Annotated in this window: 14 protein-coding genes and 6 pseudogenes; 15 read left to right on the forward strand and 5 right to left on the reverse strand. The window is 66.7% G+C overall.

The genetic code is table 11. The features are described 5' to 3' along the window. The first annotated feature begins 107 nt into the window (after window positions 1-107). Together IPM80_16580 and IPM80_16585 are read left to right on the forward strand one after the other, a co-directional pair. Complete coding sequence (locus IPM80_16580; protein ID MBK8959988.1) at window positions 108-401, forward strand: type II toxin-antitoxin system HigB family toxin; 294 nt, start codon at window positions 108-110, stop codon at window positions 399-401. Between the two features lie 1,094 nt (window positions 402-1,495). Then, window positions 1,496-2,753 (forward strand): annotated as a pseudogene (locus tag IPM80_16585) (N-6 DNA methylase). Between the two features lie 31 nt (window positions 2,754-2,784). On the opposite strand, the gene IPM80_16590 reads toward IPM80_16585, so the two are convergent. Then, window positions 2,785-3,621: an alpha/beta hydrolase gene (locus tag IPM80_16590; GenBank protein ID MBK8959989.1), complete on the reverse strand. Its 837-nt coding sequence runs from the start codon at window positions 3,619-3,621 to the stop codon at window positions 2,785-2,787. Between the two features lie 79 nt (window positions 3,622-3,700). Next, window positions 3,701-5,658: pseudogene (locus IPM80_16595) on the reverse strand (AMP-binding protein). Between the two features lie 250 nt (window positions 5,659-5,908). Here IPM80_16595 and IPM80_16600 point away from each other — a divergent pair. The 9 genes and pseudogenes from IPM80_16600 to IPM80_16640 all read left to right on the forward strand — a co-directional run bounded on the left by IPM80_16600 (window position 5,909) and on the right by IPM80_16640 (window position 14,077). Continuing rightward, the gene (locus IPM80_16600) at window positions 5,909-6,790 is read left to right on the forward strand and encodes a LysR family transcriptional regulator (GenBank protein MBK8959990.1); all 882 of its coding nucleotides are present in this window, start codon (window positions 5,909-5,911) and stop codon (window positions 6,788-6,790) included. A 184-nt stretch (window positions 6,791-6,974) separates the two neighbouring features. Then, window positions 6,975-7,863: pseudogene (locus IPM80_16605) on the forward strand (CoA ester lyase). A gap of 99 nt (window positions 7,864-7,962) precedes the next feature. Further along, window positions 7,963-9,202, forward strand: a pseudogene (locus IPM80_16610) (CoA transferase). A 31-nt stretch (window positions 9,203-9,233) separates the two neighbouring features. Continuing rightward, a complete protein-coding gene (locus tag IPM80_16615; GenBank protein ID MBK8959991.1) occupies window positions 9,234-9,539 on the forward strand; it encodes an SDR family oxidoreductase in 306 nt (101 codons plus the stop codon). 15 nt (window positions 9,540-9,554) lie between these two features. Next, a pseudogene (locus IPM80_16620) lies at window positions 9,555-10,438 on the forward strand (nitronate monooxygenase). Between the two features lie 3 nt (window positions 10,439-10,441). After that, window positions 10,442-11,071 (forward strand): annotated as a pseudogene (locus tag IPM80_16625) (CoA transferase). Further along, window positions 11,004-11,393 carry a MaoC family dehydratase gene (locus IPM80_16630; GenBank protein ID MBK8959992.1) on the forward strand — a complete coding sequence of 130 codons (390 nt, stop codon included), beginning with the start codon at window positions 11,004-11,006 and terminating at the stop codon, window positions 11,391-11,393. Before IPM80_16625 ends, IPM80_16630 begins: the two are co-directional and overlap by 68 nt. 42 nt (window positions 11,394-11,435) lie before the next feature. Beyond that, the gene (locus tag IPM80_16635) at window positions 11,436-12,803 is read left to right on the forward strand and encodes an MFS transporter (GenBank protein MBK8959993.1); all 1,368 of its coding nucleotides are present in this window, start codon (window positions 11,436-11,438) and stop codon (window positions 12,801-12,803) included. An 83-nt stretch (window positions 12,804-12,886) separates the two neighbouring features. Then, on the forward strand, window positions 12,887-14,077 hold the full coding sequence (locus IPM80_16640; protein ID MBK8959994.1) for an acyl-CoA dehydrogenase family protein: 1,191 nt from the start codon (window positions 12,887-12,889) through the stop codon (window positions 14,075-14,077). A gap of 22 nt (window positions 14,078-14,099) precedes the next feature. On the opposite strand, the gene IPM80_16645 is transcribed toward IPM80_16640, so the two are convergent. After that, entirely contained in the window at window positions 14,100-16,859 is a 2,760-nt protein-coding gene (locus tag IPM80_16645) for a site-2 protease family protein (protein MBK8959995.1), read from the reverse strand. A 166-nt stretch (window positions 16,860-17,025) separates the two neighbouring features. On the opposite strand from IPM80_16645, the gene IPM80_16650 reads away from it, so the two are divergent. Further along, the gene (locus IPM80_16650; protein ID MBK8959996.1) at window positions 17,026-17,778 is read left to right on the forward strand and encodes a VOC family protein; all 753 of its coding nucleotides are present in this window, start codon (window positions 17,026-17,028) and stop codon (window positions 17,776-17,778) included. Here the strand turns inward: IPM80_16650 and IPM80_16655 are convergent. Further along, on the reverse strand, window positions 17,775-19,256 hold the full coding sequence (locus IPM80_16655) for an efflux transporter outer membrane subunit (protein MBK8959997.1): 1,482 nt from the start codon (window positions 19,254-19,256) through the stop codon (window positions 17,775-17,777). The genes IPM80_16650 and IPM80_16655 overlap by 4 nt on opposite strands. Then, window positions 19,240-19,848, reverse strand: a complete 609-nt coding sequence (locus IPM80_16660) for a TetR/AcrR family transcriptional regulator (GenBank protein ID MBK8959998.1) — start codon at window positions 19,846-19,848, stop codon at window positions 19,240-19,242. The genes IPM80_16655 and IPM80_16660 overlap by 17 nt, the downstream gene beginning before the upstream one ends. Before the next feature lie 79 nt (window positions 19,849-19,927). On the opposite strand from IPM80_16660, the gene IPM80_16665 reads away from it, so the two are divergent. From IPM80_16665 to IPM80_16675, 3 genes are all read left to right on the forward strand, one after another. Further along, on the forward strand, window positions 19,928-20,956 hold the full coding sequence (locus IPM80_16665; protein MBK8959999.1) for an HlyD family secretion protein: 1,029 nt from the start codon (window positions 19,928-19,930) through the stop codon (window positions 20,954-20,956). 8 nt (window positions 20,957-20,964) lie between these two features. Further along, window positions 20,965-22,539, forward strand: coding sequence for a DHA2 family efflux MFS transporter permease subunit (locus IPM80_16670; protein ID MBK8960000.1), 1,575 nt, complete (start codon window positions 20,965-20,967; stop codon window positions 22,537-22,539). 68 nt (window positions 22,540-22,607) lie between these two features. Then, window positions 22,608-23,489, forward strand: a complete 882-nt coding sequence (locus tag IPM80_16675; GenBank protein MBK8960001.1) for an LLM class F420-dependent oxidoreductase — start codon at window positions 22,608-22,610, stop codon at window positions 23,487-23,489. Window positions 23,490-23,734: the final 245 nt, after the last annotated feature.

Genomic DNA, 23,734 nt, shown 5'->3' on the forward strand with positions numbered 1-23,734 from the left:
CCCGGAACCGTCCCCCGACCGTCCAGGTCTGCATCAAATTCATTGTCAAATGTTCGTTTTGGGAGCACATTACACCCATTAACTAAGGGACCGGTTTTCGCATGCCCATGCGAATCATTGCCAAACGCCAGTTGCGGGCATTCTGGGAAAAGCACCCATCGGCCGAAGCCCCGCTGCTGGCCTGGTACCGGGAGGTGCAGCACGAGGACTGGGATTCGCCGGCCAAGGTGAAACAGAAGTTTCGCAACGCCAGCTTCGCCAAAGACAGTCGGGTGATATTCAATATCAAGGGCAACGACTACCGCCTGGTGGTGCGGATCAACTACCCGGCACGTATCGTTTACGTGCGCTTCGTCGGCACCCATGCCGAATATGACGTCATCGACGTCGAGGATGTGTGAGATGGTCAATAGCAATATCAAGCCGATTCGTTCGGAGCAGGACTACGAGGCCGCGCTCGCGCGTATCGATGCGCTGATGGACGCTGAGCCCGGCACCGTCGAGTTCGATGAACTCGACATCCTGGCCGATCTCGTCGAAGCCTATGAGAACAAACACGAGCCGATGGGCTACCCGAGCCCGATAGCCGCCATCGAGTTCCGCATGGAACAGGCCAACCTGAGTCCACGCGACCTCATCCCCTTCATCGGCAGCCGTGCCAAGGTTTCAGAGGTCCTGTCTGGCAAGCGCGCCATCACCATGCCCATGGCGCGTGCGCTGCACGAACATCTGGCCATCCCAGCGGAAGTTCTACTGCACAAATCGAGTGATCACGGTGACCAGCCACTGGCCAATCTCGAATGGAGCCGATTCCCGCTGCTCGCGATGGCCAAGCTGGGCTGGATACCCAAAGGCCGCGACCTTGTCCGCAACGCGGAAGCGATCATCCAAGGCCTTATCGAGCGCGCCGGAGGGCGGAATGTCGCAGGCGCCGTGCTGTACAAGAAGAACGATCACCTTCGCGCCAACGCCAAGATGGACGCTTACGCCCTCAACGCATGGTGCTGGCAGGTTCTGGCGCAAGCGAACGCGGCCAAGCCCAAAGCAAAATACAAACGCGGCACCGTCACCCTGGAGTTTCTGAAAACCCTTGCCCGTCTCAGCCGCGCTGCGGACGGACCGCGCCAGGCCAAGGCGCTGCTGGCCAAGCATGGCATACCACTGGTCATCGTGCCGCACCTGCCCAAGACCTATCTCGACGGCGCAGCCTTGCGCTTAGGTGACGGGCGGCCAGTGATAGGTCTGACACTGCGCTACGACCGCATCGACAATTTCTGGTTCTGCCTGCTGCACGAACTCGCCCATGTCGGCCGCCACCTGGATCACGACATGGGCGACGCCTTCATCGACGACCTCTCGCTGCGTGACGCGGATACTGGCCGCGAAGACTCGAAGGAACGGCAGGCAGATGAATGGGCGGAAGAAGCACTGATTCCACAAACCACCTGGGAGGGCAGCGCGGTTCGCGAGAACCCCAGCCCGATGGCGGTAATGCATCTGGCCCACGCACTCGAAATTCACCCCGCCGTCGTTGCCGGTCGGGTTCGACATACGCACAAGAACTACCGGCTGCTCACGCAATTCGTTGGCAACGGCACGGTTCGCCAGCAATTCGATTCGGCTGATTGACCTGGCGGGCGAGCGAGGGCGACTCCATGACGATGAACGAAGCGGACACCCGCTATCACCTCATCGACCCGGTGCTCAGGGAAAAAGGCTACGTCAGCCGCGACCGTATCACCCTGGAGACCGTGAACAGGCGCCCAAGCGCTTCGATGTGATCCTCACCAACCCGCCCTTTGGCGGCAAGGAGGGAGCCGACGCCCAGAAGAATTTTTTTCTTTAGAACGAGCGCGACCCAGGTCCTGTTCGTGCAGGACATCCTCGCCGAGCTTGCATCCGGCGGCACCTGCGCCATCGTGCTGGATGAGGGATTGCTGTTCCGTGCCAATGAGAGCGCGTTCGTCGAGACCAAGCGCAAATTGGTGGACGAGTGTGATCTCTGGGCAATCGTGAGCCTGCCGGGCGGCGTGTTCTCCACCGCCGGCGCCGGCGTGAAAACCAACCTGCTGTTCTTCACCAAGGGCCGCAAGACCGAGCAGATCTGGTATTACGATCTCGCCTGGGTGAAGGTGGGCAAGAAGACGCCCCTGACCCTCGCCCACTTCGGCTTCGCGCCCGATGGCAGCGCATTGGACGATGCTGGTCTTCCCGCCCTGCTCGTCAACGAATGGCGGAGCGACGATGCCAATGCAGGAAAACCCTTTCCCAGCTATGCCCGGCAACTGGCGCTGCACGGAACACCGGGAGCCGATAGCCGCTATTCCTGGACAGTGGACTTCGCCGCCCGGCGGGCCAAGGCACGCGAAGACATGCAGCCGCTGCTTGATGACGCCGCCAGGATCAGGGACGAAGTGATCGACCTCAAAGTGCGCATGAAGCGCATGAAGCAGGACAAGGCGTCGAGCGAGGACCAGGCACTACTCGATGCGCAGATCCGCGAAAAGGACAGGGCCGCACGCGAATTGGAAACCCAGGCGGCGGGCATCGATGCGGCGGTGTTCGACCTCAAGGCCGTCAATCCGCATGCTGTGACCACGGTAGACACGCGCACACCGGCCGAGATCATCGCGAGCATCGAGGCGCATGGGCAGGTGATTGCGGGTGCGCTGGCCAGACTCTGCGCTCTGCTGGCAAGCGATGCGGTGAATGATGACCACGGAGAAGACGGCGCCGAGGCACCTACGGCGTAAACCTGCCTTGGGCGAAAGGGACTGGGTTCCCCTACTTCCCCGCCACCCGTTTGAGGAACTCCACCGTCACGGCCCCGAACCTGTCGTTCTTGTCACCGGTGATCATGTGCCCGGCATCGAGCACGTTGAGGTACTCCGCGTGCGGACACAGGTCCAGGAATTCACGCACGCCGTCCTCGCTCACCACGTCGGAGCTGCCGCCGCGCACCAGCAGTGTCGGGATGCGCAAGCACCGCGCCGCCGCCGACAGGCGTGCGTGACGCAAGGCCAGGTCGCGCTCGCGGCCGTCGAGGAAGCGCGGGTCCCAGTGCCAGTAGTAGCGGCCGTCCGGGTCGCGGCGCACGTTCTTGGCGAGACCGGCGCTGTTGGCGCTGCGCTGCTCACCCGGGCGATAGCCGCCGATGGCGGCCGCGACTTCGTCGAGATTGGCGAAGCCGTCGGCGTGGCGCGCCATGAAGGCCTTGACGCGATCGAAGCCGGCGCGCTCGGTCTGGGGCACGATGTCGACCAACACCAGGCCGGCCGCATCGACCGCGCCTTCGCCGGCCGCCGCCAGCGCCGTGTTGCCGCCAAGCGACGCGCCGAGCAGCACCGGGCAGCGACAGCCGAGTTCGTCAATCACCTGCGCGAGGTCGCGCACGAAGGCGTCCTGCTCGTAGTCCCCCGCCGGCGACCAATCAGAATCGCCATGGCCGCGCGCATCGAAGGCGATGGCGTGAAAGCCGGCCGCGCCCAGCATCTCGCCGGTGCCGCGCCAGGCATGACGGGTCTGGCCGCCGCCATGCAACAGCACGACCTGCGGCGCACCGACCTCGCCCCAGGCATCGGCCGCGAGCGTGATGCCTTCCGGCGTCGTCCATTTCATCATCGGCGCCGGCGTGCCGGGCAAGGACTCGCGTGGGTCCGCCGTGGGTCGTGGACCACCGGCGATGCGATGCGCGCGGCGCTCATCCGGCACCTGGCGCCAGGGCCACGCTGCGCACTTCGTCCAGCGCCGCCGGGTTGTCGAGCGAAGAGAGATCGCCGGGCGGCAACCCGGCGTAGATGTTTCGAATGAGACGCCGCAGGGTCTTTGCCGCTGCGTCTTCGGCAATTGCGAGACGAGGTGCACGGCGGCGGGACGGAACGGCTTGCCGAGCCCTTCCTGCACCACCACCGCAACGCGCGCCGCGAGCCGCGGCGTCGTCGGTCGCCCTCGGCCTGGCAACGATGAACACCACCAGCTTCTCGCCGCTGGCCGCATCCACCATGCCGACCGCGGCGGCATCGGCCACACCCGGCACTTTCAACACCAGTTCCTCGACTTCGGCGGGCCCGAGACGCTTGCCGGCAATCTTCAAAGTGTCGTCGGAACGGCCGCGCAGAAAGAGTTGCCCGTCGGCGCGCCGCACCGCGAGGTCGCCGTGCAGCCACAGGCCCGGCACTTGGCGCCAATAGGTCTCGAGGTAGCGCTCGTCATCCTGCCAGAAGGACTGCGTCATGCCGACGAAGGGTTCGCGCACCGCGAGTTCGCCGACGGCGTCGGGAAGCGAGGCGCCGTCCGCCGCCACCACGTCGACATCGACGCCGGGCGAGGTGCTGTTGAAGGCGCTCGCCACGATCGGCCGCACCACCACCGAGGCCAAGAGCGCGCCCGACACTTCGGTGCCGCCGGTGTAATTGATGAGCGGCAGTTCGCCGCCGCCGAAGTGCCGTTGAAACCAGTGGAAGTGCTCGGGGGCAATCGCTTCGCCGGCGGTGACGAGCACACGCAGGCTGGAGAAATCGCCGCTGAGACTTTGTTCTTCATGACTCGCCATGCTGCGCACCAGCGTCGGCGCGGCGCCGAAGTGCGTGACGCGATGACGGCCGATGAGGCTTGCCATGCGCGAGAAGTCCGGCGCGTCGGGTGCGCCGGTGTAACACACGAGTTTTGCACCGCGCAGCAGCGCCGAACTCATGACGAGCGTGCCGGCTATCCAGCCGAGATCGACCGGCCAGCAGAAGGCGTCCCCCGGCGCGATGTCGAAATGCATCAGCGCGTCGTGGGCAATCTTCAAGGGAAAGCCGCCGTGGGTATGCACGATGCCCTTGGGCTTGCCGGTGGTGCCGGAAGTGTAGATGAGGAGGAAGGGATGATCGGGCGTGACGCTGGCGGGTGCCGTGGCAACGTCCGTCTGTGCATTCAGCAGCGCCGACCAGTTCGCTTCGCCGCGCGGCAATGGCGAAGGCGGTGCGGCGCCGTCGTTCCACACCACGTGTTGCAAACCCGGCAGTTGTGGCCGCGCCTGCATGACGACGGTGTCCAACCGCACTTCGCGGCCGCGTCGCGTGAAGGCGCGTGATGCGATGATACGCGCGCATCGGCCGCGCCGAGACGCGATACCACGGCCTCGGCGCCGAAGCCCGAGAACAGGGGCACCGCCACCGCGCCCAGCCAGGCAATGGCGAGCATGGCCAGCGTCGCTTCGAGGCCGTTGTCCATCAACAGGCCCACGCGGGAGCCGTCCGCCACGCCGAGTGAGGCAAGTGCCGCCGCGCGCTGCGCGACGGCGGAGCGCAGGTCGCCGTAGCGCACGGACACCTCGCGCCCCGCTTCATCCTCGGCCACGATCGCGACAGCGCCCGCCGCGGCCTCGCGTTCGCCCCAGGCCAGCACGGTATTCACCCAGTTGAGATGCCCGCCGGGAAACCAGCGTGGGAATTCGCGGCCACGACTCATGTCGGCGTAGCCGCTCGGCGCCGCGTCCCACTGGATGTCGCACACGCGCATGACCGTCGCCCAGTAGGCGGCCGGCGCGGCGCTGGCGTGGGCCAGCAGGGCGTCGTAATCGGCGACGCCCAGCGCCGCGACCAGGCGCGCCACGCCGGACGACTCGAGATCCGTCGCGCGCGGCATCCAGGGAGTTTCATTGGTGGCTGTCATGACCCCTTACCGCTTCGCCAATCTCCGCTCTCGCGCAACGGCGCGGCGGGCGGATGGCGATGAGTATGGGTGAGGTCTGGCCGCGCGTCCCGTCGTGATTGGCGCAATGTGCCTTCGCGGATCGAGAAAACGGCGGTCGGGGCGCCATGAAGCCTGGCCCACGATCGCGTTACCATGGTCGCCCGGCGCTCGCGCCGCGCACGCTCAATCCATAGTGAGGCTCGATGCCGCGCATCCTGCATCGAAGATCATGTCCAGCCTGACCGTGCAATCCCTGATCCGGCGCGTCGACCTGTTCACCTTGAAGCTGTTCCTGGCGGCCATCGAGGAAGGACAGATCGGACGCGCCGCGTTCCGCGAACACCTGGCGGCGTCGGCCGCCACCAAGCGCATCCAGGATCTCGAGGACCTGCTCGGCATCAAGCTCTTCGACCGTTCCGCGCGCGGCGTGGTGCCAAGCCCGGCGGGGCGCATGGTGGAGAACCATGCGCGACGCATCCTTGCCACGCTCGAAGCGCGGCGTCGCGATCTTGCCGAGTTGTCCGAAGGCGTGCGCGGCCACGTGGCGGTGGCGGCGCCCGGCATCATGATCGTGCAGTTCCTGGCGCGTGAGATCGGCGAATTCACGCAGCGCTTTCCGCTGGTCGAAGTGACCCTGCACAACGGCATCAACGCCGAGGTGCTGCGCAGCCTGCGGGAAGGAGAAGTCGACATCGCGTTCTTCTCCCACGTCGAAGGCAGCGCCTATGACGGTATCGACAGCACCGAATGTCGCGATGATCGCCTGGTGGCGGTGGTGCCGATAGGGCATCCGCTCACGCAGGCCGCCAGCGTGTCGCTGGAAGCGCTGCTCGACCAGGATCTCATCAGCCTCGGCGAGGGCACCACCATCCTCGCGCAGTTGCGTCATGCCGCGCGCAGCCTCGCCAGCGCCGGTCTCGGCGTGGCCCTGCAACCTGCCAGCATCGCCTATTCCGACGAACTGGACCGCGTATGCACGCTGCCGGTCGAAGGCGACTGGGCCAAGCGCAGCTATCGCATCGGCTACCTCGCCGGCCGCGCGCTGTCGCCGGCGGCGGAAGCCTTCATCGCGCAGATCACCGCTGCCCATCTCGCCGCCCCCGAAGCCTGACGCCGGCCCTGACGGTCCGAGTGGCGTGGCCTCGGCGCACGGCCGCTTCGCGATTCGAGAATCACCGCTTCTTGCCTTTGCGCTTGGCCGCTCAATCGGCCGACGCTAGCGTGTCCAGCAAACGCGAGTCCGGGCTTCGACCCGGCGCTCCGGCCTCGCGACCCAGCCGCAACGGGAGAAGCCCATGGCCATGCAAGCAATGAAACGCGTCCGATCCTTCCTGTTCGTACCGGGCAACAAGGCCTCGATGATCGACAAGGCCGCCGGCGCGCGCGCCGATGCCCTGATTCTCGACCTGGAGGACAGCGTGCCGCCGGACCTCAAGCTCGAGGCGCGTGCCATCGTCGCCTCCAAGCTGGCGCCGCTCGCCGCCCACGGCCAGCGCGTCTACGTGCGCATCAACCGCAGACCGCCCATGTACGAGTTCGACGACGTGCTGGCAGTGGTCGGCCCGCACCTCGAAGGTATCTTCATTTCCAAGACCAATGGCCCGGAGGACATCGACTGCATCGGCATGATGCTGTCGGAAGCCGAGTTCCGACAGGGCATGGACATCGGTACCACGCGCGTCATGCCGCTGCTCGAAACCGCGCTCGATGGAGCTCTGTTACGAGATCGCGAAGAAGGAGCGCGTCGCGGCGCTGATCGGCGCCACCGCTAGGAACGCCGACACCGCGCGTGCCCTCGGCTACGTGTGGTCGGCGGCCGGCCGCGAATCGCTGTATTTCAAATCGCGGGTGGTGATGGCGGCGCGCGCCGCCGGCAAGCTGCCGATAGGCGGCATCTGGCAGCAGGTGCACGACACCGAGGGTCTGCGCGCCTTCGTCACCGCCAGCCGCGAACTCGGCATGACCGGCGAACTGCTGCTGCATCCCTCCAATGTCGCCATCACCAACGAAGTGTTCAGCCCTTCGGCCGACGAAGTGGCCTACTACCAGGGCATGATCGACGCCCATGCCAGGGCCGAGGCCGAGGGTCGTGCGTCCTGCATCTATGACGGCGAACACATCGACATCGCCCACGTTGCGACCGCGCGCGAGATCATCGAACTCGCGGCATCGCTCGCCGCATGAGCGCGGGGGCGGCAAGTGATCCCGGTGAGCATTTCCAATAAGGTGCCGGAGCTGCCGAAGCGCAGCCGATCACTTGACCGTTGCCCTGGAGATGCACCGATGAATACCACCCTCACCCGACCCCTGAACGGCATACGCGTGCTCGATCTCACCGTCGCCCTGGCCGGCCCCTATGGTTCGCTGCTGATGGGCGGCCTCGGCGCCGAAGTCATCCGCGTCGAGGCGCCGGGCGGCAGCGACATCGCGCGCAGCAATCCGCCCTTCGTCGGCGCCGAGGGCATTCACTTCGGGCCGGGCGATGCCGATGACATCGCGCTGTGCATGCTCAATCGCGCACGCAACAAGAAGAGCATCACGCTGGACTTGAAGAGGCACGAGGGGCTCACGCTGTTGAAGCGCCTGGTCGAACAGGTCGACGTGGTCATGGAGAACATGAGCGACGGCACCGCCGAGCGTCTCGGCGTCGGCTACGAGGCGCTGGCGGCGGTCAATCCGCGCATCGTCTATGCCTCCATCAATGCCCTCGGCGATCCGAGTCTCTATCCCGGCTTGAAGGGCATGGACATCATCGTGCAGGCCTTGTCGGGCCTGATGGGCGTGACCGGTTTCGCCGATGGCCCGCCGACCCGCGTCGGCCTGCCCATCGCCGATCTGCTGGCGCCGCTGTTCGCGGTCAACGGCATCCTCGCCGCACTCATCCACCGCGGACGTACGGGCCAGGGCCAGCACGTCGAAGTATCGATGCTCGACTGCATGGCTTCGCTCATCGCCGAGGAACATTTCGACGCCTACGAGCGCGCCGGCTACGCCATCCGCACCGGCAACTACCACGACCGCCTGGTCCCTTTCGGCGTCTACCAGGCGAGCGACGGTTATGTCGCCATCATCGCCATGATGCCCGAGTGGTTTCGCAGTCTCATGGAAGCCATCGGCAAGCCGGAACTCATCGACGACCCGCGCTACAGCACGCGCGGTCCGCGCATGCAGCACGCCGCGACCTTGAACGCCTTGATCGAAGACTGGACGCGCACGCGGACCAGCGCCGAGATCCTCGCCGAGCTGCATGAGCGGCGCCGCATACCGAGCGCGCCGGTGCGCACGCCACGGCAGATGCTCGCCGACCCACGGCTGCGTGCACGGGCGCGGTGGTGGATCTCGCGCATCCGGTGTTCGGCGCGGTGGATGCCACCGGCATGGGGCTGCCCATTCATTTCTCGGCCTGCCATGCGCAGTTCGACCGGCCGCGGCCGAATTGCTCGGCGCGTCGAACACCGAGATCTATGGCGAGTGGTTGCGGCTGGACGCTGAAGAACAGGCCAGCTGCGTGACGCCGGCGTGATTTGAATGACAACGAACCAGGGGCAAACACCGTGCAGGACATCTACCGTCGCAGCATGCCGGAAGTCGTATTGGTAATGTGCCCAGGCTGGGTGAAAACCCAGCTCGCCGATGACGTCATCAAGTTTCTCGCCAAACGCGACGGTATCAGCGAGGAAGAGGCCTATCACCGCTCGACGCGCCACATTCCCATGCGTCGCGTGTCGCAGCCCCACGAGATTGCCGCGGTATGTGCATTTCTTTCCTCCAGCGATGCGGCCATGGTCACCGGCCACGTGATGGTGGTGGACGGCGGCGGCGCGGCGGTGGACGTCGCGACCATTGAACTCGACGTCTGAAGTCCAGGAGCCGTCATGAAACTCAAGACCCCGCTGTGCGAACTGCTCGGCATCGAATATCCCATCCTGCAGGCCGGCATGGGCGGCGTGGCATTCGGCCCGCTCGCCGCCGCGGTATCCAAGGCCGGTGGCCTCGGCACCATTGCCGCCATTTCGCCCACCCCCGCGCGTGTCGAGCAGGAGATCAAGCTGGTGCGCGGCATCACCGACAAGCCGGTGTGCGTGGACATCGGTTTCCGACGCGTGCGCCCAAGGAATTGTCGGAAGTCACCATCGATACGCTGCCCGGTCCCATCCAGACCCTCACCCGTGAAATCGAAGCACTCGGCATCGAGGTCAAGCCGGTGGACGACAAGGCCATGGCGGTCGACGACGCCAGGGAAAAACTCGAGATCTGCGTCCGGCACAAGGTGGAGGTGGTGGCCTGCGCGCTCGGCGATCCGCAACGGCGCCGACGTGGTGGTGCAGGGCACGGAGGGCGGTGGTCACACCGGTGACGTGGGGCTCATCACGCTGCTCGCCGAAGTGCTGGAATTCGCCACCGTGCCGGTGGTCGCGGCCGGCGGTATCGTCAACGGCGCGCAGATTGCCGCCGCATTGACGCAAGGCGCGCAGGGTGTGTGGCTGGGCACGCGCTTCATCAGCACGCCGGAGTCGAGCGTCGGTCCGAATTACAAGCAGTCCATCGCCGAAGCTTCCCATGACTCGACCATCCGCTCGCTGCTGTTCGACGGTCTGTACGTGCGCCAAATCCGCAACCGTTTCACCGAGGTGTGGGAAGGCCACGAGCACGAGATGCTGCCCTATCCCTGCAGCGCGTGGTGCAGGGACCGCCGCGCTGCGCAGCGTCGGCAAGCGCGTGCAGTTCTGAGCAGGAGCACGACATGGGTCCCTTGTAAGGTATTCGCATCATCGAACTCGGCGGCATCGGGCCGGGCCTGTTCTGCGCGGCGCTGCTGTCGGACCTCGGCGCCGACGTCATCCGCATCGATCGCATCGTGCCGTCGGACAGCGGCCTTGCGATGGATCCGAAATACATGCTCATCCATCGCGGCATGCGTTCGATTGCGATGGACTTGAAAAAGCCCGAAGCGATGCAGGCCGTGCATCGCCTGGTCGGCAAAGCCGACGCGGTGATTGAAGGCTTTCGTCCTGGTGTCGCCGACCGCCTCGGCCCCGATGATTGCATGGCGGTCAATCCGCGCCTCGTCTACGGCCGCATGACGGGCTGGGGCCAGGATGGCCAGGTGGTGGACGCGGCGATGGTCGGCGGCAGCGCCTCGCTCATGGCCCTCATGTACGGCATGCGCGCCGGCGGCCTGTGGACCGATGAACGCGGCAGCAACCGCCTCGATTCCGGCGCGCCCTACTACCGTGTGTACGAAAACTTGGATGGCAAGTACATCGCGCTCGGTTCCAACGAGGCGCGCTTCTACAACAACACCCTGGCGCTGCTGGGCCTCGATGCAGCGACCCTGCCCGAGCAGGAAGATCGCACGCAGTGGCCAGCCATGCGAGCACGCTTCGCCGCCCTCTTCAAGACCCGCACGCGGGATGCATGGCGCGCGCATCATCAACAGCATGTTCACGCTGGCGCTGATCTGCGGCGTGACGGTCGGCGAGCTCACCCAGGGCACGACCATGGGCAACCTCGGTTTCGAAGGCGTGAAGTTTCCGAACCCGCTGTTCGCCGGCGACACCGTCACCACCAAGACCGAGATCCTCGACCGCCGCGAATCGAAGAAGTATCCGCAGGCCGGCATCGTCACCTTCAAGCACGTCGGCTACAACCAGAAAGGCGACGTGGTGTGCGAGGCGACGCGCCTCGGCCTGATGCTGAAGACGCCGGCCTGAGCGATGGCGGATGGCGCACGGCCGTCACGGCCGTGACGGTCGATGGAAAGGCATCGGCTTTCCGCGAGCGATAGGCGACAATTGCGCGCCGGCAGGCGCCGCGCTCATCCTCGAGGAACAAACTTGACCGCCATCCATTCCGCGGCTCCCGCCGACCAGCGCCTGCGCTCGATCATCGCGGGCTCGGCCGGCAACGTGGTCGAAAGCTTCGACTGGTTCGTGTATGCGGCTTTCGGCCTGTATTTTTCCAAGGTCTTTTTTCCCAACCAGGATCAGACCAGCCAGCTGCTGAACACGGCGGCGGTATTCGGCGTGGGCTTCTTCGCGCGCCCGGCCGGCGCGTGGCTGATGGGCCTGTACGGCGACCGCGCCGGACGGCGTGCGGCGATGGTGCTGTCGGTCAACTTGATGTGCGTGGGCTCGCTCATGATCGCGCTGTGCCCCGGCCATGCCCAGATCGGCATGGCGGCGCCGGCCATCCTCATCTTCGCGCGCATCCTGCAGGGCGCGAGCATGGGTGGCGAATACGGCGTGTCGGCCACCTACCTGTCGGAGATGGCCGCGCGCCGCAATCGCGGGCTGTGGTCGGGCGTGTTCTACTCGACCCTGATTTCAGGCCAGCTGCTCGCCATGGCCTTGCTGCTGGCCTTGAGCGCGCTGCTGTCGCCGGCCGACATGCAGGCCTGGGGCTGGCGCGTACCGTTCTTCGTCGGTGGCGGACTCGCGCGCGCGGTGCTGTGGTTGCGACGCGGCATGGACGAAACGCCGTCGTTCAAGCAACGCCAGGGACCACGTACGACGACGCTCGATCTGCTGCGCAACCATCCGCGCGAATCGTTGACGGTGATCGGTCTCACCGCCGGCGGCACCTTGTCGTTCTATACCTATTCGACCTACATGCAGAAGTTCCTGGTCAACACCTCGGGCTTCAGCACCGACCAGGCGAGCCGCATCATCGCCGCGGCCCTCGTCATCTTCACGCTCGCGCAACCCGTGCTCGGCGCGCTGTCGGATCGCGTCGGGCGGCGCGCAATCCTCATCGCCTTCGGCGTGCTCGGCGCCACGCTGACCTGGCCGCTGCTGTCGACCCTCGCCGCCACGCGTGACGCGCTCACCGCTTTCCTGCTGGTGAGCCTGTCGCTGCTCATCGTGTCGGCCTACTCGTCGGTCAACGCGGTGGTGAAAGCCGAACTCTTTCCGACCGAGGTGCGCGCGCTGGGCGTGGCGTTGCCCTATGCGCTGGCCAATGCGCTGTTCGGCGGCACCGCCGAATACGTGGCGCTGGCCTTCAAGCAGGCCGGCCACGAATCCTGGTTCTATACCTATGTCAGCGTCGTCATCGCCTGCTCGCTGGCGGTCTACGTGCTGATGCCGGACACGCGGCGCCACAGCCGCATCGTCGAGGACTGAGCGAGCCGCGGCGCGCGGACTTGTCCTGGCCCTGCGCCGCACTCCATGATGCGCCCTCCCTTCATCACTCGAGCAGGAGCGCCATGAGTACCGAAGTGTTGCAGCGTCACCTCGCCAGCATTGCCCGCCTCGCCCCCCTAATCGAGGCCCACGCCGATAGCGCCGAACAACTGCGCCGCCTGCCGCCGCCGGTGGTGCGTGCGCTGGTCGAGGCCGGCCTGTTCAAGCTCTACCTGCCGCGTTCGCTGGGCGGCTCCGAACTCGAGCCGCTGGAGTTCGCCGAATGCCTGGAAGCCATCTCGCGTATCGACGGCTCGGCCGGCTGGTGCGTCTTCATCGGTAACGTCAACACGCTGTTCACCTCGCCGATGGTCCCGGAGTCGATCGAAGCCATCTTCGCCAACCAGCCCGAGGTGGTGACCGGCTCGGCGTTCTTTCCATTCGGCCGCGCGCTGCGCTGCGATGGCGGCCATCGCGTCAGCGGCCTCTGGCAGTTCGCAAGCGGCTGCCAGCATTGCAGCTGGTATTTCGTGCTGTGCCAGGAATACGACGGTGATACACCCTTGTTTCACGACCATGGCGCGCCACGCACGCGCGCCTGCTTCGTGCCGATCTCGAGTTACACCATCGACGAAACCTGGGACGTCAGCGGCCTGGCCGGCTCCGGCAGTCATGATGTGATCCTCGACGACGTATTCGTGCCCGAGGACATGAGCTGGCCTTTCGGCCGCCACATGCGGCCCGATGCGCGCCATTTCAGCGGGCCCTTGTATCGCTACCCATCCTACGCGACGGGCGTGATGCAAGCGGGCTTCATCGCCATCGGCATCGCCCAGGGCGCCATCGATCGCGCGGTCGAGATTGCTCAGACCAAGACCGGCGTGGCGACCACCACCACCCTGCGTGATCGCCCGACCTTTCATATCGGGCTGGCTGAGGCAGTGGCGCTGGTGCGCGGCTCACGCGCGTGGCTGAAGGATGCGCTGCGTGAATTCGGCGAGTTCATCGCGCGCGAAAAAGACGTTTCCTTCGAGGCGCGCGCCAACATGCTGCTGGCGGCGACCAAGGCGGTGCACAACTGCGCACGCGCCACCGACATCATGTTCACCTTGTCCGGCGCCAACGCCAACTACAAGCGCAATCCCCTGCAGCGTTCGTTGCGCGACGCCCACGCCGCGACCCAGCATTTCGCGGTTGCCATCAACCAGGTCGAATCCGCCGGGCGCATGATGCTCGGCCTCGAGCCGCTCGCGCCGCCGGTGATCCTGAGCTGAGCGCGCCGGGCCAGGCCTGCGCTCAACGGCGCGGCACGGCGAGCAAGCCTGGTTCGTGCTTTTCGAGCCATGCGATCTCAGCATCGAGCTGCACACGGTTCCACGCGTAGGGCGATAGGCGCGACGCGCGCAGCCAGCCTAGATTGAAGCGCGCGTTCTTTCGGCGCTGCGCCGCGACCCGTTCGCGCAGCCGCTCGTGCCAGCGCGAGGCAGCGGTGTCCTGCGCCGCGCGCTCGGCGAAGATCGCGAGATCGATGAGCCACTGCAGCTCGTTGAATAGCGGGGTCGCGGCGTCGTATTCATCCTCCAGCGCCGCCAGCGCGGCCAGCGCGCCGGCATGATCGCCATTGGCGTCACGCACCCACGCCTCGAGTGTGGCGAGTGCCTGCCGTTCGCCGCGCGCGGCGGCCTTCAACGCCTCGAGGGCACGTCCATGATCCTGCGCAAGCTGCGCGGCGGCCGCCGGTTCACCCAGCGCGAGCAGCAACCACGCAAGGTCGGACCAGGCCTTGGCGCGCATCCAGCCGTGGGCAGCGAGGCACGCCGCGTCACAAGGATCGCGCATCAGCGCGTCGAGGCGCGCCTCGAGTTGCGCGCGTGCCGCTGCGTCCTTGCCCGCCTGCCACAGTTGCCAGGCCAGCGCCTGGCGCGCATCGAGCAGGTCGGTATGACTGGCCGGCAGCAGTTCGCCACGGATCGCCACCACTTCCTGCAGTCGCCCGATGTCGCTGTCACGGGCTGACGGCGAGTAGTCGTCGCGTAATGCCATCAGCACCTCGGCGTATCGGAGACGCGTGTCGCGGTCGGGCGCGCGCAGTGTCGCCAGCAGCGCCTCGAGCATCGGCCGTGCACTCGCGGGGTCGTCGATGGTGCGTGCCATGCCGAGCACTGCGTCGACGCGTTGTCGAGCACTGCCGGGCAACGTATCGGTCAAGTCCCGCGCGCGTTCGAACCAGGCATGGGCGCGCGCGTAGTCTTCGCTGTCCTCGGCTTCGGCGGCGGCGCCCAGCAGCAGCGCGAGCCGCGCGCGGGTGTCGGGCGTTGCGGCGAGTTCGCGCTCGACATCGCGGGTCGCGGGCGCGACTTGTGCGGCCTGCGCGCCGATGCCGAGAACACGCAGCACGTCAACGCCGTGCAGGGCGAGGGTCGTCGCCGGCAAGGCAAACCCCAAGGCATAGAGCGCGAGGCCGGCGAAGATGCTGAGCACCGATGGCGCCGCGCCGAGACCGCTGGCGGTGATGCTGCGCGCCAGTGCCAGGCGCTGCGCATAGGGCAGCGTCGCCAGGCCACTGGTGGCAACCAGGCGCGTCAGCGCCTGCAGCCACTCGCCTTGTTCATCCATGCCGTGGCGATGGACGCCGCGCAGCGCGGCGAGCAGGCGCGCCTGACGAACCTGCGCCGGCACGCCGAGCAATAGCGCGCCACCCAGCACGCTGATCATCGGCGTCTGCGACCACAGTCCGATGCCGAGCAGGCCCGCGGCACCGAGCGCCGCGAATGCGCCACGCAGGCGCGGCAGGCGCGCCGAGAACAGCACATCGAAGAATCGTCCGCCGTCGAGCGGCACCAGCGGCAGCAGGTTGAATAAATTGATGGCGAGCAAGGTGCTGGTCGCGGCCGTGAGCAACGGCGTGGCCGGCAACTGGCCGCTGGCCGCGCCATGCAGCAACGCGCAGCCGAGCACGATGCCCGGCAAGGGCCCGGCCAACAGCACCAGCATCTTGTGCCACGCCGTTGCCTGTTGCTCGCGACCGCTGGCCATGGCGCCGAACAGCGGAATGAAAAACACCTGCAGGTCGCGATAGCCCGCCGCACGCATGGCGAGGAGATGTCCGAGTTCATGGAACAGCAACACGGCCATCAGCACGGCGCTGAACAACCAGTCGAAGAACCAAGCGAACACGCACAGCGATGCGAGGCCGGTCGTGAGCAGGACCAGCATTTTGCCCCGGCGTCCCGCATCACGCTGTTGTGCAAACAGCGTGTAGCCGATGGCGATGGCATCGGCCTGGGCGCGCAGCTGCGCGGCGTGCGGCGCGGTGGCATCCAAACCGTTGCCATCGGCCGGTGTCAGCGGCGTTTGGCGCAGGCGCTGGATGCCTTGTCGATAGCGCCGCACGTAGCGCAGTGCACCCGGCCAGGTGAGGCGCGCGCTGCCATCGCTGTCCGTCACCACACTGTCGCTGGCCTGCAACGCCGCGCGTGACTGTGCGGGCATGGCGCGCTCGATGTCGGCGATCGTGTCCTTGTCGCGGATAAGTTCGCGCGCATCCCGCGCGCGCATGCGTTCGAGGTGGGTTTGCCATTGATGCTCGAGGTCGCGACCGCTGTCGGCGAGGTCGAACTGCGGCAGCACGAGCAGTTGTTCGTGGGCGCGGCGCGCGAGGGTATAGAGGTGCGGGCCGGCTTGATAGAACGAATAGAACGCCACCCGGTAGAGATCATCGAATTCCGGCTGCTCGCTCAGGCCGACCACCGCCCACGCGCCACTCTCGGCATGGCACCAAGTGGTGGAATAGTGGGGGCAGGGCTTGCTGGTCACGAGCGGCGCCGGGCCGCGGCTCGCGAATTCGAACTCGAAGCCGAGCGCGCGCAGCCGCGGCTCGGCGAGGGCGAGCAGTTCGGCGTGGGCGGGCGGCACCGTGTGCAGGTCGATGTGCTCGGCCATCACCGGTGGCGCAAGGCGCAGTCGACGCAGCATCAGCAGCACGGCCAGGTATTGGCCGAGCAGCAGTATGGCGAGCGCCAGCGCGCCGCCGACGACCAGCGCTGGCCAGCCCATGAACGTCGCCTCCCGTACGCCCATCCCGATCCGTGGGCAATGCTGTGGTGATGGCCGCACGAGTGCTCGACGCGCGCCGGTCAGCACCATACACCATAAGCGGCGCTCGAAGCGCGCTGCGCTCGCGGCCTAGAATGGGGCCCCACCGCTCGCGGGATATACGCTCATGGAACTTGCGCTGCGTCAGATCGCCCTGGTGGCGGCCCACCTCGCGCCGCTCGAGAAACTGCTGGTCGAGGTCTTCGACCTCTCGCCCTGTCATCGCGACCCGGCGGTGGCTGCCTATGGTCTCGAAAACGTGCTGCTGCCGATCGGCCGGCAATTTCTGGAAATCGTCGCGCCCACCCGTGACGATACCGCTGCCGGCCGCTATCTCGAACGCCGCCGTGGCGATGGCGGTTACATGGTCATCACACAGTGCGACGACCATGCGGCGCGTCGCCGGCACGTGGATGCGTTGGGCGTACGTGTCGCCCATGAATTCAAGGCCGAGGGCTTTCGCAACATGCAATTACACCCGCGCGATACCGGCGGCACGTTTCTCGAGATCGATCAGCAGCTCGACGACGCCGCCAACTGGGTGCCGGCCGGTGATGACTGGCGCACGCACGTACGCACCTCGCGTGTCAGCGCCATCGTCGCGGCCGAGATCCAGGCCGACCAGCCGCGGGCACTCGCGGAGCGCTGGGCGGCCATCACGCAGTTGCCGCTGGTCACCGTCGACGGCGTGCCGCATTTGCGCCTCGACAATGCCGATGTGCGCTTCGTGCGCTGCGCGGATGGGCGCCCGGAAGGGCTGGCGGGGCTGGACCTCGTCACCATCGACAAGCTTGCGATCACCGCCACGCTGAACCGCCTCGGCATCGCGTACCAGGACTCGGCCTTCGTGCTGGGTGGAATGCGCTGGCGGCTGGTCTAGGGCGCGCCGCCGGCGGCGCTCGCCGGCGTGGCGGGCGTGGCGGCACCGGCGTGGTGAATACCGGCGCCCAGTGCCTTCAGCACCGCCACCGTCGACACCGTGACGTCGGCCTCGCTGCGTTTCAGCGCGGCTCGCGCCTCGAGTTGCGCAAGCTCGGCGGCGATCACCTCCCGCGCATCGGCGACTCCCTGTCGTTGACGATGACTGGCGAGTGCCACGGCCTGCTCACTGGCGGCGACGATCGCGGTACTGGCTTCACGGCCACGTTCCGCCGCCAGCCATTGCGCCAACGCCTGTTCGGTTTCATGCAGGGCATCGAGATTGGCGCGCTCGAAGGCCACCATGGCGGATTCGATGTCGGCGTCGCGCGCCTCCACCATCGCGCGCAGGCGGCCACCGTCGAACAGCGGCTGCAACACCGAACCGCCGCCCGACCACGACTTCGAGGCCATGCTCATGAGCGCCGACAGCGCGGTATTGCGCAGACCAAAGAACATGCCGATCGAAATCCTGGGGTAGAGATCGGCAATGGCGGCGGCCTTGAGCGCGGTGGCGGCGGCAAGCTGGCGTTCGGCGCGCTGGATGTCCGGCCGGTTGCGCAGCACCGCCGTGGGGGTCAGCAGCAGGCGCGGCGCGAACTGCGGCAAGGGCTGGTTGCGCGCATGCAGGGTGACGGCGAGCTTGCCGGGCTCGACGCCGAGCAGGTGTTCGACCTGGCGCTGCGCGGTGCTGCGCGCGAGTTCCAGTGCCACGAGTTCGGTGCGCGCGACCTGGATGCGCGCGTCGGCGGCCAAGGCTGCGTCGCGCGTGCCGATACCGGCGTCGGCACGCCGCTTCGCGTGGTGCGCGTCGCGCCCGGCAAGTTCGATGGCCGCTTGCTTGATGACGATGCCGGCGTCGCTCGCGCGCATTTCCCAGTAGCTGCGCGCGACTTCGGCGCACAACACCGTCATGGCCGCCTCGACCTCGGCCTGGCTGGCCTCGACGAGCGCATCGGCGGCCTCGACGCGGCGCTTGTGCCTGCCGAACAGGTCGATTTCCCACCGCGCATCGAAACCGATCTCGTGCTGGGTGAAGGTGAGACCCGGCGCGAGGCCCGGCATCGGGTTCTGGGTGCGCTCGCTGCCAACGCCCATGCCGAGGCGCGGCCCGAGTCCCGCCGCCGCGGCGCGACGCTCGGCGCGCGCCGCGCGCAGCCGCGCGCCGGCCGCCCGCACATCGAGGTTCTGTGCCATCGCCATGTCGATGAGCGCGTCGAGGTTGTCGTCCTCGAACCAGGTCCACCAGCGTTGCAGCGCTTCGGCATCGTCGCTGAGCGGGCTGGCCTCGAGCGCGCTGGGCGCGGCGTCGGTGGTCGCCTGCCACCGCGCGGGCGCCGTGACCGGCGCCGCACGGTAGTCGGGGCCGACCGCGCAGGCACCGAGCAACATGGCGCCCATCGCCAGCGCGATGCGGCGGCGCCTATGCGTCGTTGCCATGGGCTTTGAGGAAATTGTCCACTACCCGCGACACCAGCAGCGCGCGTTGACGCGCGCTCAAGGTCGGTGACAGGCCGAGCAGGCAGCGATGGAATTCGTCGCCGGTCAGCATGCTGATCAACAGGCGCGTCGAGCGCTCGACGTGGGGAAAACAGACGCCGGCCTTGGTGCCCGCGCCGCGCAGGTAGCGGCTGATGGCGGCGATGATCGGGATCGCGCCGCTCTCGTAGGTCAGCTTGCCGAGATCGGGAAAATGCTTGAGCTCGGCGATGATCACCCGATACAGCGCCAGGCAGCGCGGTTCGTAGACGATGTCGACATAGGCACGCGCGATGGTCTGCAGGTCGGAACGCAGATCGCCGTCATCGGTGACCGCGCTGTCGACCGCCAATGCCAGCCGCGCGCAGTCACGCTCGACGACCGCCGAGAACAGCGCTTGCTTGCCCGGGAAATAGTTGTACAGGGTAGGCTTGGACACCGGCGCGGCAAGCGCGATGGCATCCATGCTGACCGCGCTGTAGCCCTCGGCCAGGAACATGCGCGAGGCCGCCTCGAGAATGGCGTCGCGCTTGGCGTCGGTGAGTTGCGTCATGGCGGATATCGGCGCGGGATTGCGGTTGGCGTTCGACCTGATTATTCTACACTACACGGTTTAGTACAAGATTGAGCCCATGCGCGCACTGACGCGATTCCTGACCCTGCTGTTCTGGTGTGGCGTGGTGGCCGTGATCGGCTACTTCGGTCATGCCTGGTGGCAGACCCACGTGCGGCCGTTCGAGAGCACCGACAACGCCTACGTGCGCGCGCACATGGCCCAGATCAGTGCACGCATCACCGGCCATGTGAAGGCCGTGCACTTCACCGACAACCAGGCGGTGCAGGCCGGCGCCCTGCTGGTGGAGATCGACGATGCGCCACTGCTCGCCGAGCGTGACCAGGCCGCCGCCGAAGCGGCGTCGCGCGCGCTGCGGCGCGCGACTCTCAACGCCGAACTCGACACCCAGAACGCGCGCATCGCCCAGCACGTGGCGAGCTTCGCCGCCGCCAGCGCCAGCTTCAGCCGCGCACAGAAGGATCTCGCGCGCCTCGCCGGCCTCGTCGAAGACGGCTCGGTGCCGGCCCAACAGCGCGACGCGGCGGAGAGCGCGGTGGCCATCGCCCGTGCGGAACTCGCCCGTCAGCGCGCGCTGACCGAAGAAGCGACCCGCGAGCGCGCGACCCTGGCCGCCCAGATCGCCGAGGCCGAGGCCGCGCACAAGACCGCCGAAGCGGCGTTGCGGCGTAGCGAGGTCGCGCTCACCCACACCCGCATCCTGGCGCCCATCAGCGGCGTACTCGGCAACCGCGCGGTGCAGGTCGGGCAATTGCTGCAGCCGGGCGCGGTGCTGGCCTTCCTGGTGCCGCAAGAGGGCTTGTTCGTGGAAGCCAACTTCAAGGAAACCCAACTCGAGAACATGCGCGCCGGCCAGCCGGTGGCCATCGAAGTCGATGCCTATCCGCAGGCCGCCCTGACCGGCGTGGTGGACAGCAGCGCGCCGGCCAGCGGCGCCGAGTTCAGCATCCTGCCGCCCGAGAACGCGACCGGCAATTTCACCAAGATAGTGCGCCGCGTGCCGGTCAAGATCCGCCTCGATGCCAACCGCGCGCTGGCATTGTTGAAGCCGGGACTGTCCTGCGTCGTGAAAGTACGCGTGCGCTGAGCGCCGCCATGGAAGAGCGCGTCGCCAACGGCAACGGCGCCCAGGAACGGGTTCTCACGCTCGGCGACTGGATAGGCTTCGCGGCGATGGTGCTCGGCATCTTCATCGCCATCCTCGACATCCAGATCGTGTCGAGCTCACTGCAGCAGATCCAGGCCGGCTTGTCCGCCACGCGCGACGAGATCACCTGGGTCACGACCTCCTACCTCATCGCCGAGGTCATCATCATTCCCTTGACCGGCTGGCTGGCGCGCGCGCTATCGACCCGCGTGCTGGTGGCGGTGGCGGCCGGCGGCTTCACCTTGACCAGCGCGCTGTGCGCGTTTGCATGGGATTTGCCCGCCATGGTCGCCTTCCGCACGCTGCAGGGCGCGTTTGGCGGCGTCATGATCCCGACCGTGTTCTCGGTCATCTACACCTTGTTTCCGCCGCGTCTGCAAACACCGATGACGGTGGTCGCGGGGCTGGTGGTGACGATCGCGCCGACCGCCGGGCCGGTGCTCGGCGGTTACCTGACGGAATCCTATTCCTGGCATGCGCTGTTCCTGATCAACCTGGTGCCGGGCGCCGTGATCACCTTGTGCGTGGCGCTGTTCGTCGATGTCGACAAGCCCGACTGGTCCTTGCTGAAACGCATCGATTTCGCCGGCGTACTGTGCGTGGTGGTGTTTCTCGGCAGCCTGCAGTTCGTGCTCGAGGAAGGCGTACGCAAGCAGTGGTTCGAGAGCCATGAGATCGTGTTCTTCACCGCGCTCGCCGTGCTGGGCGGCCTCGGCATGCTGGTGCGCGAGCTTTCAATCAAGGAACCGATAGTCGAACTGCGCGCATTCCGCGATTTCAATTTCGCCATCGGCAGCATCTACAGCTTCATCATGGGCGTCGGCATCTACACCGTGCTGTATCTCATGCCGGTACATCTCGCCGCGGTAAAAGGGCTGAACAGCCTGCAGATCGGCGAATACCTGGTGGTGACCGGCGGCTTCCAGTTCCTGTCCGCGTTCCTGGCCGGCGCCGCCGCGCGCTGGATGGATTCGCGCCTGATGCTGGCACTGGGGCTGGCCATCTACGGCGCCGGCTGCTGGATGAATGGCGGCATGAATGCCGACTGGGGCTATGCGGAGATGTTCTTGCCGCAGGCGTTGCGCGGCATCTCCATGATGTTCATCTTCCTGCCCATCAATGCGCTCGCGCTCGGCACCTTGCCGCCCGAGGAAGTGCAGAACGCCAGCGGCCTGTTCAATCTCATGCGCAACCTCGGCGGCGCCATTGGCCTGGCCGTGGCCAACACCCTGATGGTCGGCTGGCGCAAGGAGTACTACGCCCACCTGCGCGGCTTCCTGTCCTATGACGACCCGCAGGCCATGGCGCTGTGGCAGCGCATGAGCGGTGTCGCGCTCGATCGCGGCAGCCCGGATGCCACGCGGGCCGGCCTCGAACTGGTGGCGCGCTACACGTGGCGGGAAGCGGAAGTCATGACCACCAACCAGATGTTTCAATTGCTGGGCGCGATGTTCTTCGCCGCGCTGCTGCTGATGCCGCTGGTGCGCAAAGTCGACATGGCGCAAAGCGGCGCGACGCACTGACAGCCACCATCGGTGTGCGCGGTTCGGTACACTGCCGGCATTCAACCGCGCAGTGGGGAGTACGAGCAGTGGATATCGGCGTCTTTTCCTTCAATACCGAGTACACCTTCAGGACAGACAAGCTGGCGCGCGCCGCCGAAGAGCGCGGCTTCGAATCGCTGTGGGTGCCGGAACACACGCATATCCCGGTGCCCTTGCCGGGCGAGCCGGCCGATCCCGAGACCGGCATGCCGATGGCCGGCGGCAACCTGTTCTTCCTGCCGGAGGAATACCGGCACATGTCCGATCCCTTCACCTCGCTGGCGGCGGCCGCGGCGGTCACCACGCGCCTCAAGCTCGGCACCTGCGTGTGCCTGCTCAACCAGCACCATCCGATCAACATCGCCAAGCACGTGGCGACGCTCGACCGCCTGAGCGAAGGCCGTTTCATCTTCGGCATCGGCGCCGGCTGGAACGTGGTGGAGATGGGCCATCACGGCGTGGCCTTTGAAACGCGCTGGCGCGAACTGCGCGAACGGCTGGCCGCGGTGCGCACGCTGTGGCGCGAGGACAAGGCGAGCTTCAAGGGTGAGTTCGTGGAGTTCGCCGAGAGTTGGCAATACCCCAAGCCGCTGCGCCCCGAAGGCCCGCCGGTGGTGCTCGGCACCTTGAACACGCCTTTCGGTCGCGCCCAGGTGGCGCGTCATGGCGACGGCTGGCTGCCGCTGGCTTTCGATATCGACGAAGCCGCCGCCAACGTCGCCGACGTGCACCGGCGCATGCGTGAAATCGGACGCGACCCGAGCCAGCTCGAGGTGTCGCTGTTCTTCCTCAACGACGAGATCCAGTCAGGGGAAACGCTGGCCAAGGCGCGTGGTACCGGCGTCAAGCGCGCCATCATGCGTTTGCCGATAGGCGATGAAAGCGTGGTGTTGAAGGCACTGGATGCGTACGCGAAGTATGTCGGTTAAGCAGTAGCACCAGCGATTGCGGAGGCCGAGACATTCGGCGCCCGCAATCGTCAGACTGAAGTCTGACCCACGGAGCTTCGCTGCCTGCGCCATTGTGGGTCAGGCTTCAGCCTGACAAGCTCCTTGTGGGTCAGACCTCAGTCTGACGGCTCATTCGCACGACGCAGGGAAGCATCAAAGAACGTGCGAGCAAATTCGCACCCACGAAAAGACCATCAGATTGCCGAGAATTGCCAGGGAGAGGA

This window comes from Pseudomonadota bacterium (genome assembly GCA_016719885.1).
Lineage (GTDB): Bacteria > Pseudomonadota > Gammaproteobacteria.

What these genes read in the sequence shown, in the direction of transcription:
- IPM80_16670 (MBK8960000.1), top strand. Translation starts at nt 20,965, where the DNA reads ATGGAAGAGCGCGTCGCCAACGGCAACGGCGCCCAGGAACGGGTTCTC.
- IPM80_16660 (MBK8959998.1), bottom strand. Translation starts at nt 19,848, where the DNA reads ATGACGCAACTCACCGACGCCAAGCGCGACGCCATTCTCGAGGCGGCC.
- IPM80_16630 (MBK8959992.1), top strand. Translation starts at nt 11,004, where the DNA reads ATGCAGCGACCCTGCCCGAGCAGGAAGATCGCACGCAGTGGCCAGCCA.
- IPM80_16635 (MBK8959993.1), top strand. Translation starts at nt 11,436, where the DNA reads ATGGAAAGGCATCGGCTTTCCGCGAGCGATAGGCGACAATTGCGCGCC.
- IPM80_16590 (MBK8959989.1), bottom strand. Translation starts at nt 3,621, where the DNA reads ATGATGAAATGGACGACGCCGGAAGGCATCACGCTCGCGGCCGATGCC.
- IPM80_16600 (MBK8959990.1), top strand. Translation starts at nt 5,909, where the DNA reads ATGTCCAGCCTGACCGTGCAATCCCTGATCCGGCGCGTCGACCTGTTC.
- IPM80_16665 (MBK8959999.1), top strand. Translation starts at nt 19,928, where the DNA reads ATGCGCGCACTGACGCGATTCCTGACCCTGCTGTTCTGGTGTGGCGTG.
- IPM80_16650 (MBK8959996.1), top strand. Translation starts at nt 17,026, where the DNA reads ATGGAACTTGCGCTGCGTCAGATCGCCCTGGTGGCGGCCCACCTCGCG.
- IPM80_16645 (MBK8959995.1), bottom strand. Translation starts at nt 16,859, where the DNA reads ATGGGCTGGCCAGCGCTGGTCGTCGGCGGCGCGCTGGCGCTCGCCATA.
- IPM80_16640 (MBK8959994.1), top strand. Translation starts at nt 12,887, where the DNA reads ATGAGTACCGAAGTGTTGCAGCGTCACCTCGCCAGCATTGCCCGCCTC.
- IPM80_16655 (MBK8959997.1), bottom strand. Translation starts at nt 19,256, where the DNA reads ATGGCAACGACGCATAGGCGCCGCCGCATCGCGCTGGCGATGGGCGCC.
- IPM80_16580 (MBK8959988.1), top strand. Translation starts at nt 108, where the DNA reads ATGCGAATCATTGCCAAACGCCAGTTGCGGGCATTCTGGGAAAAGCAC.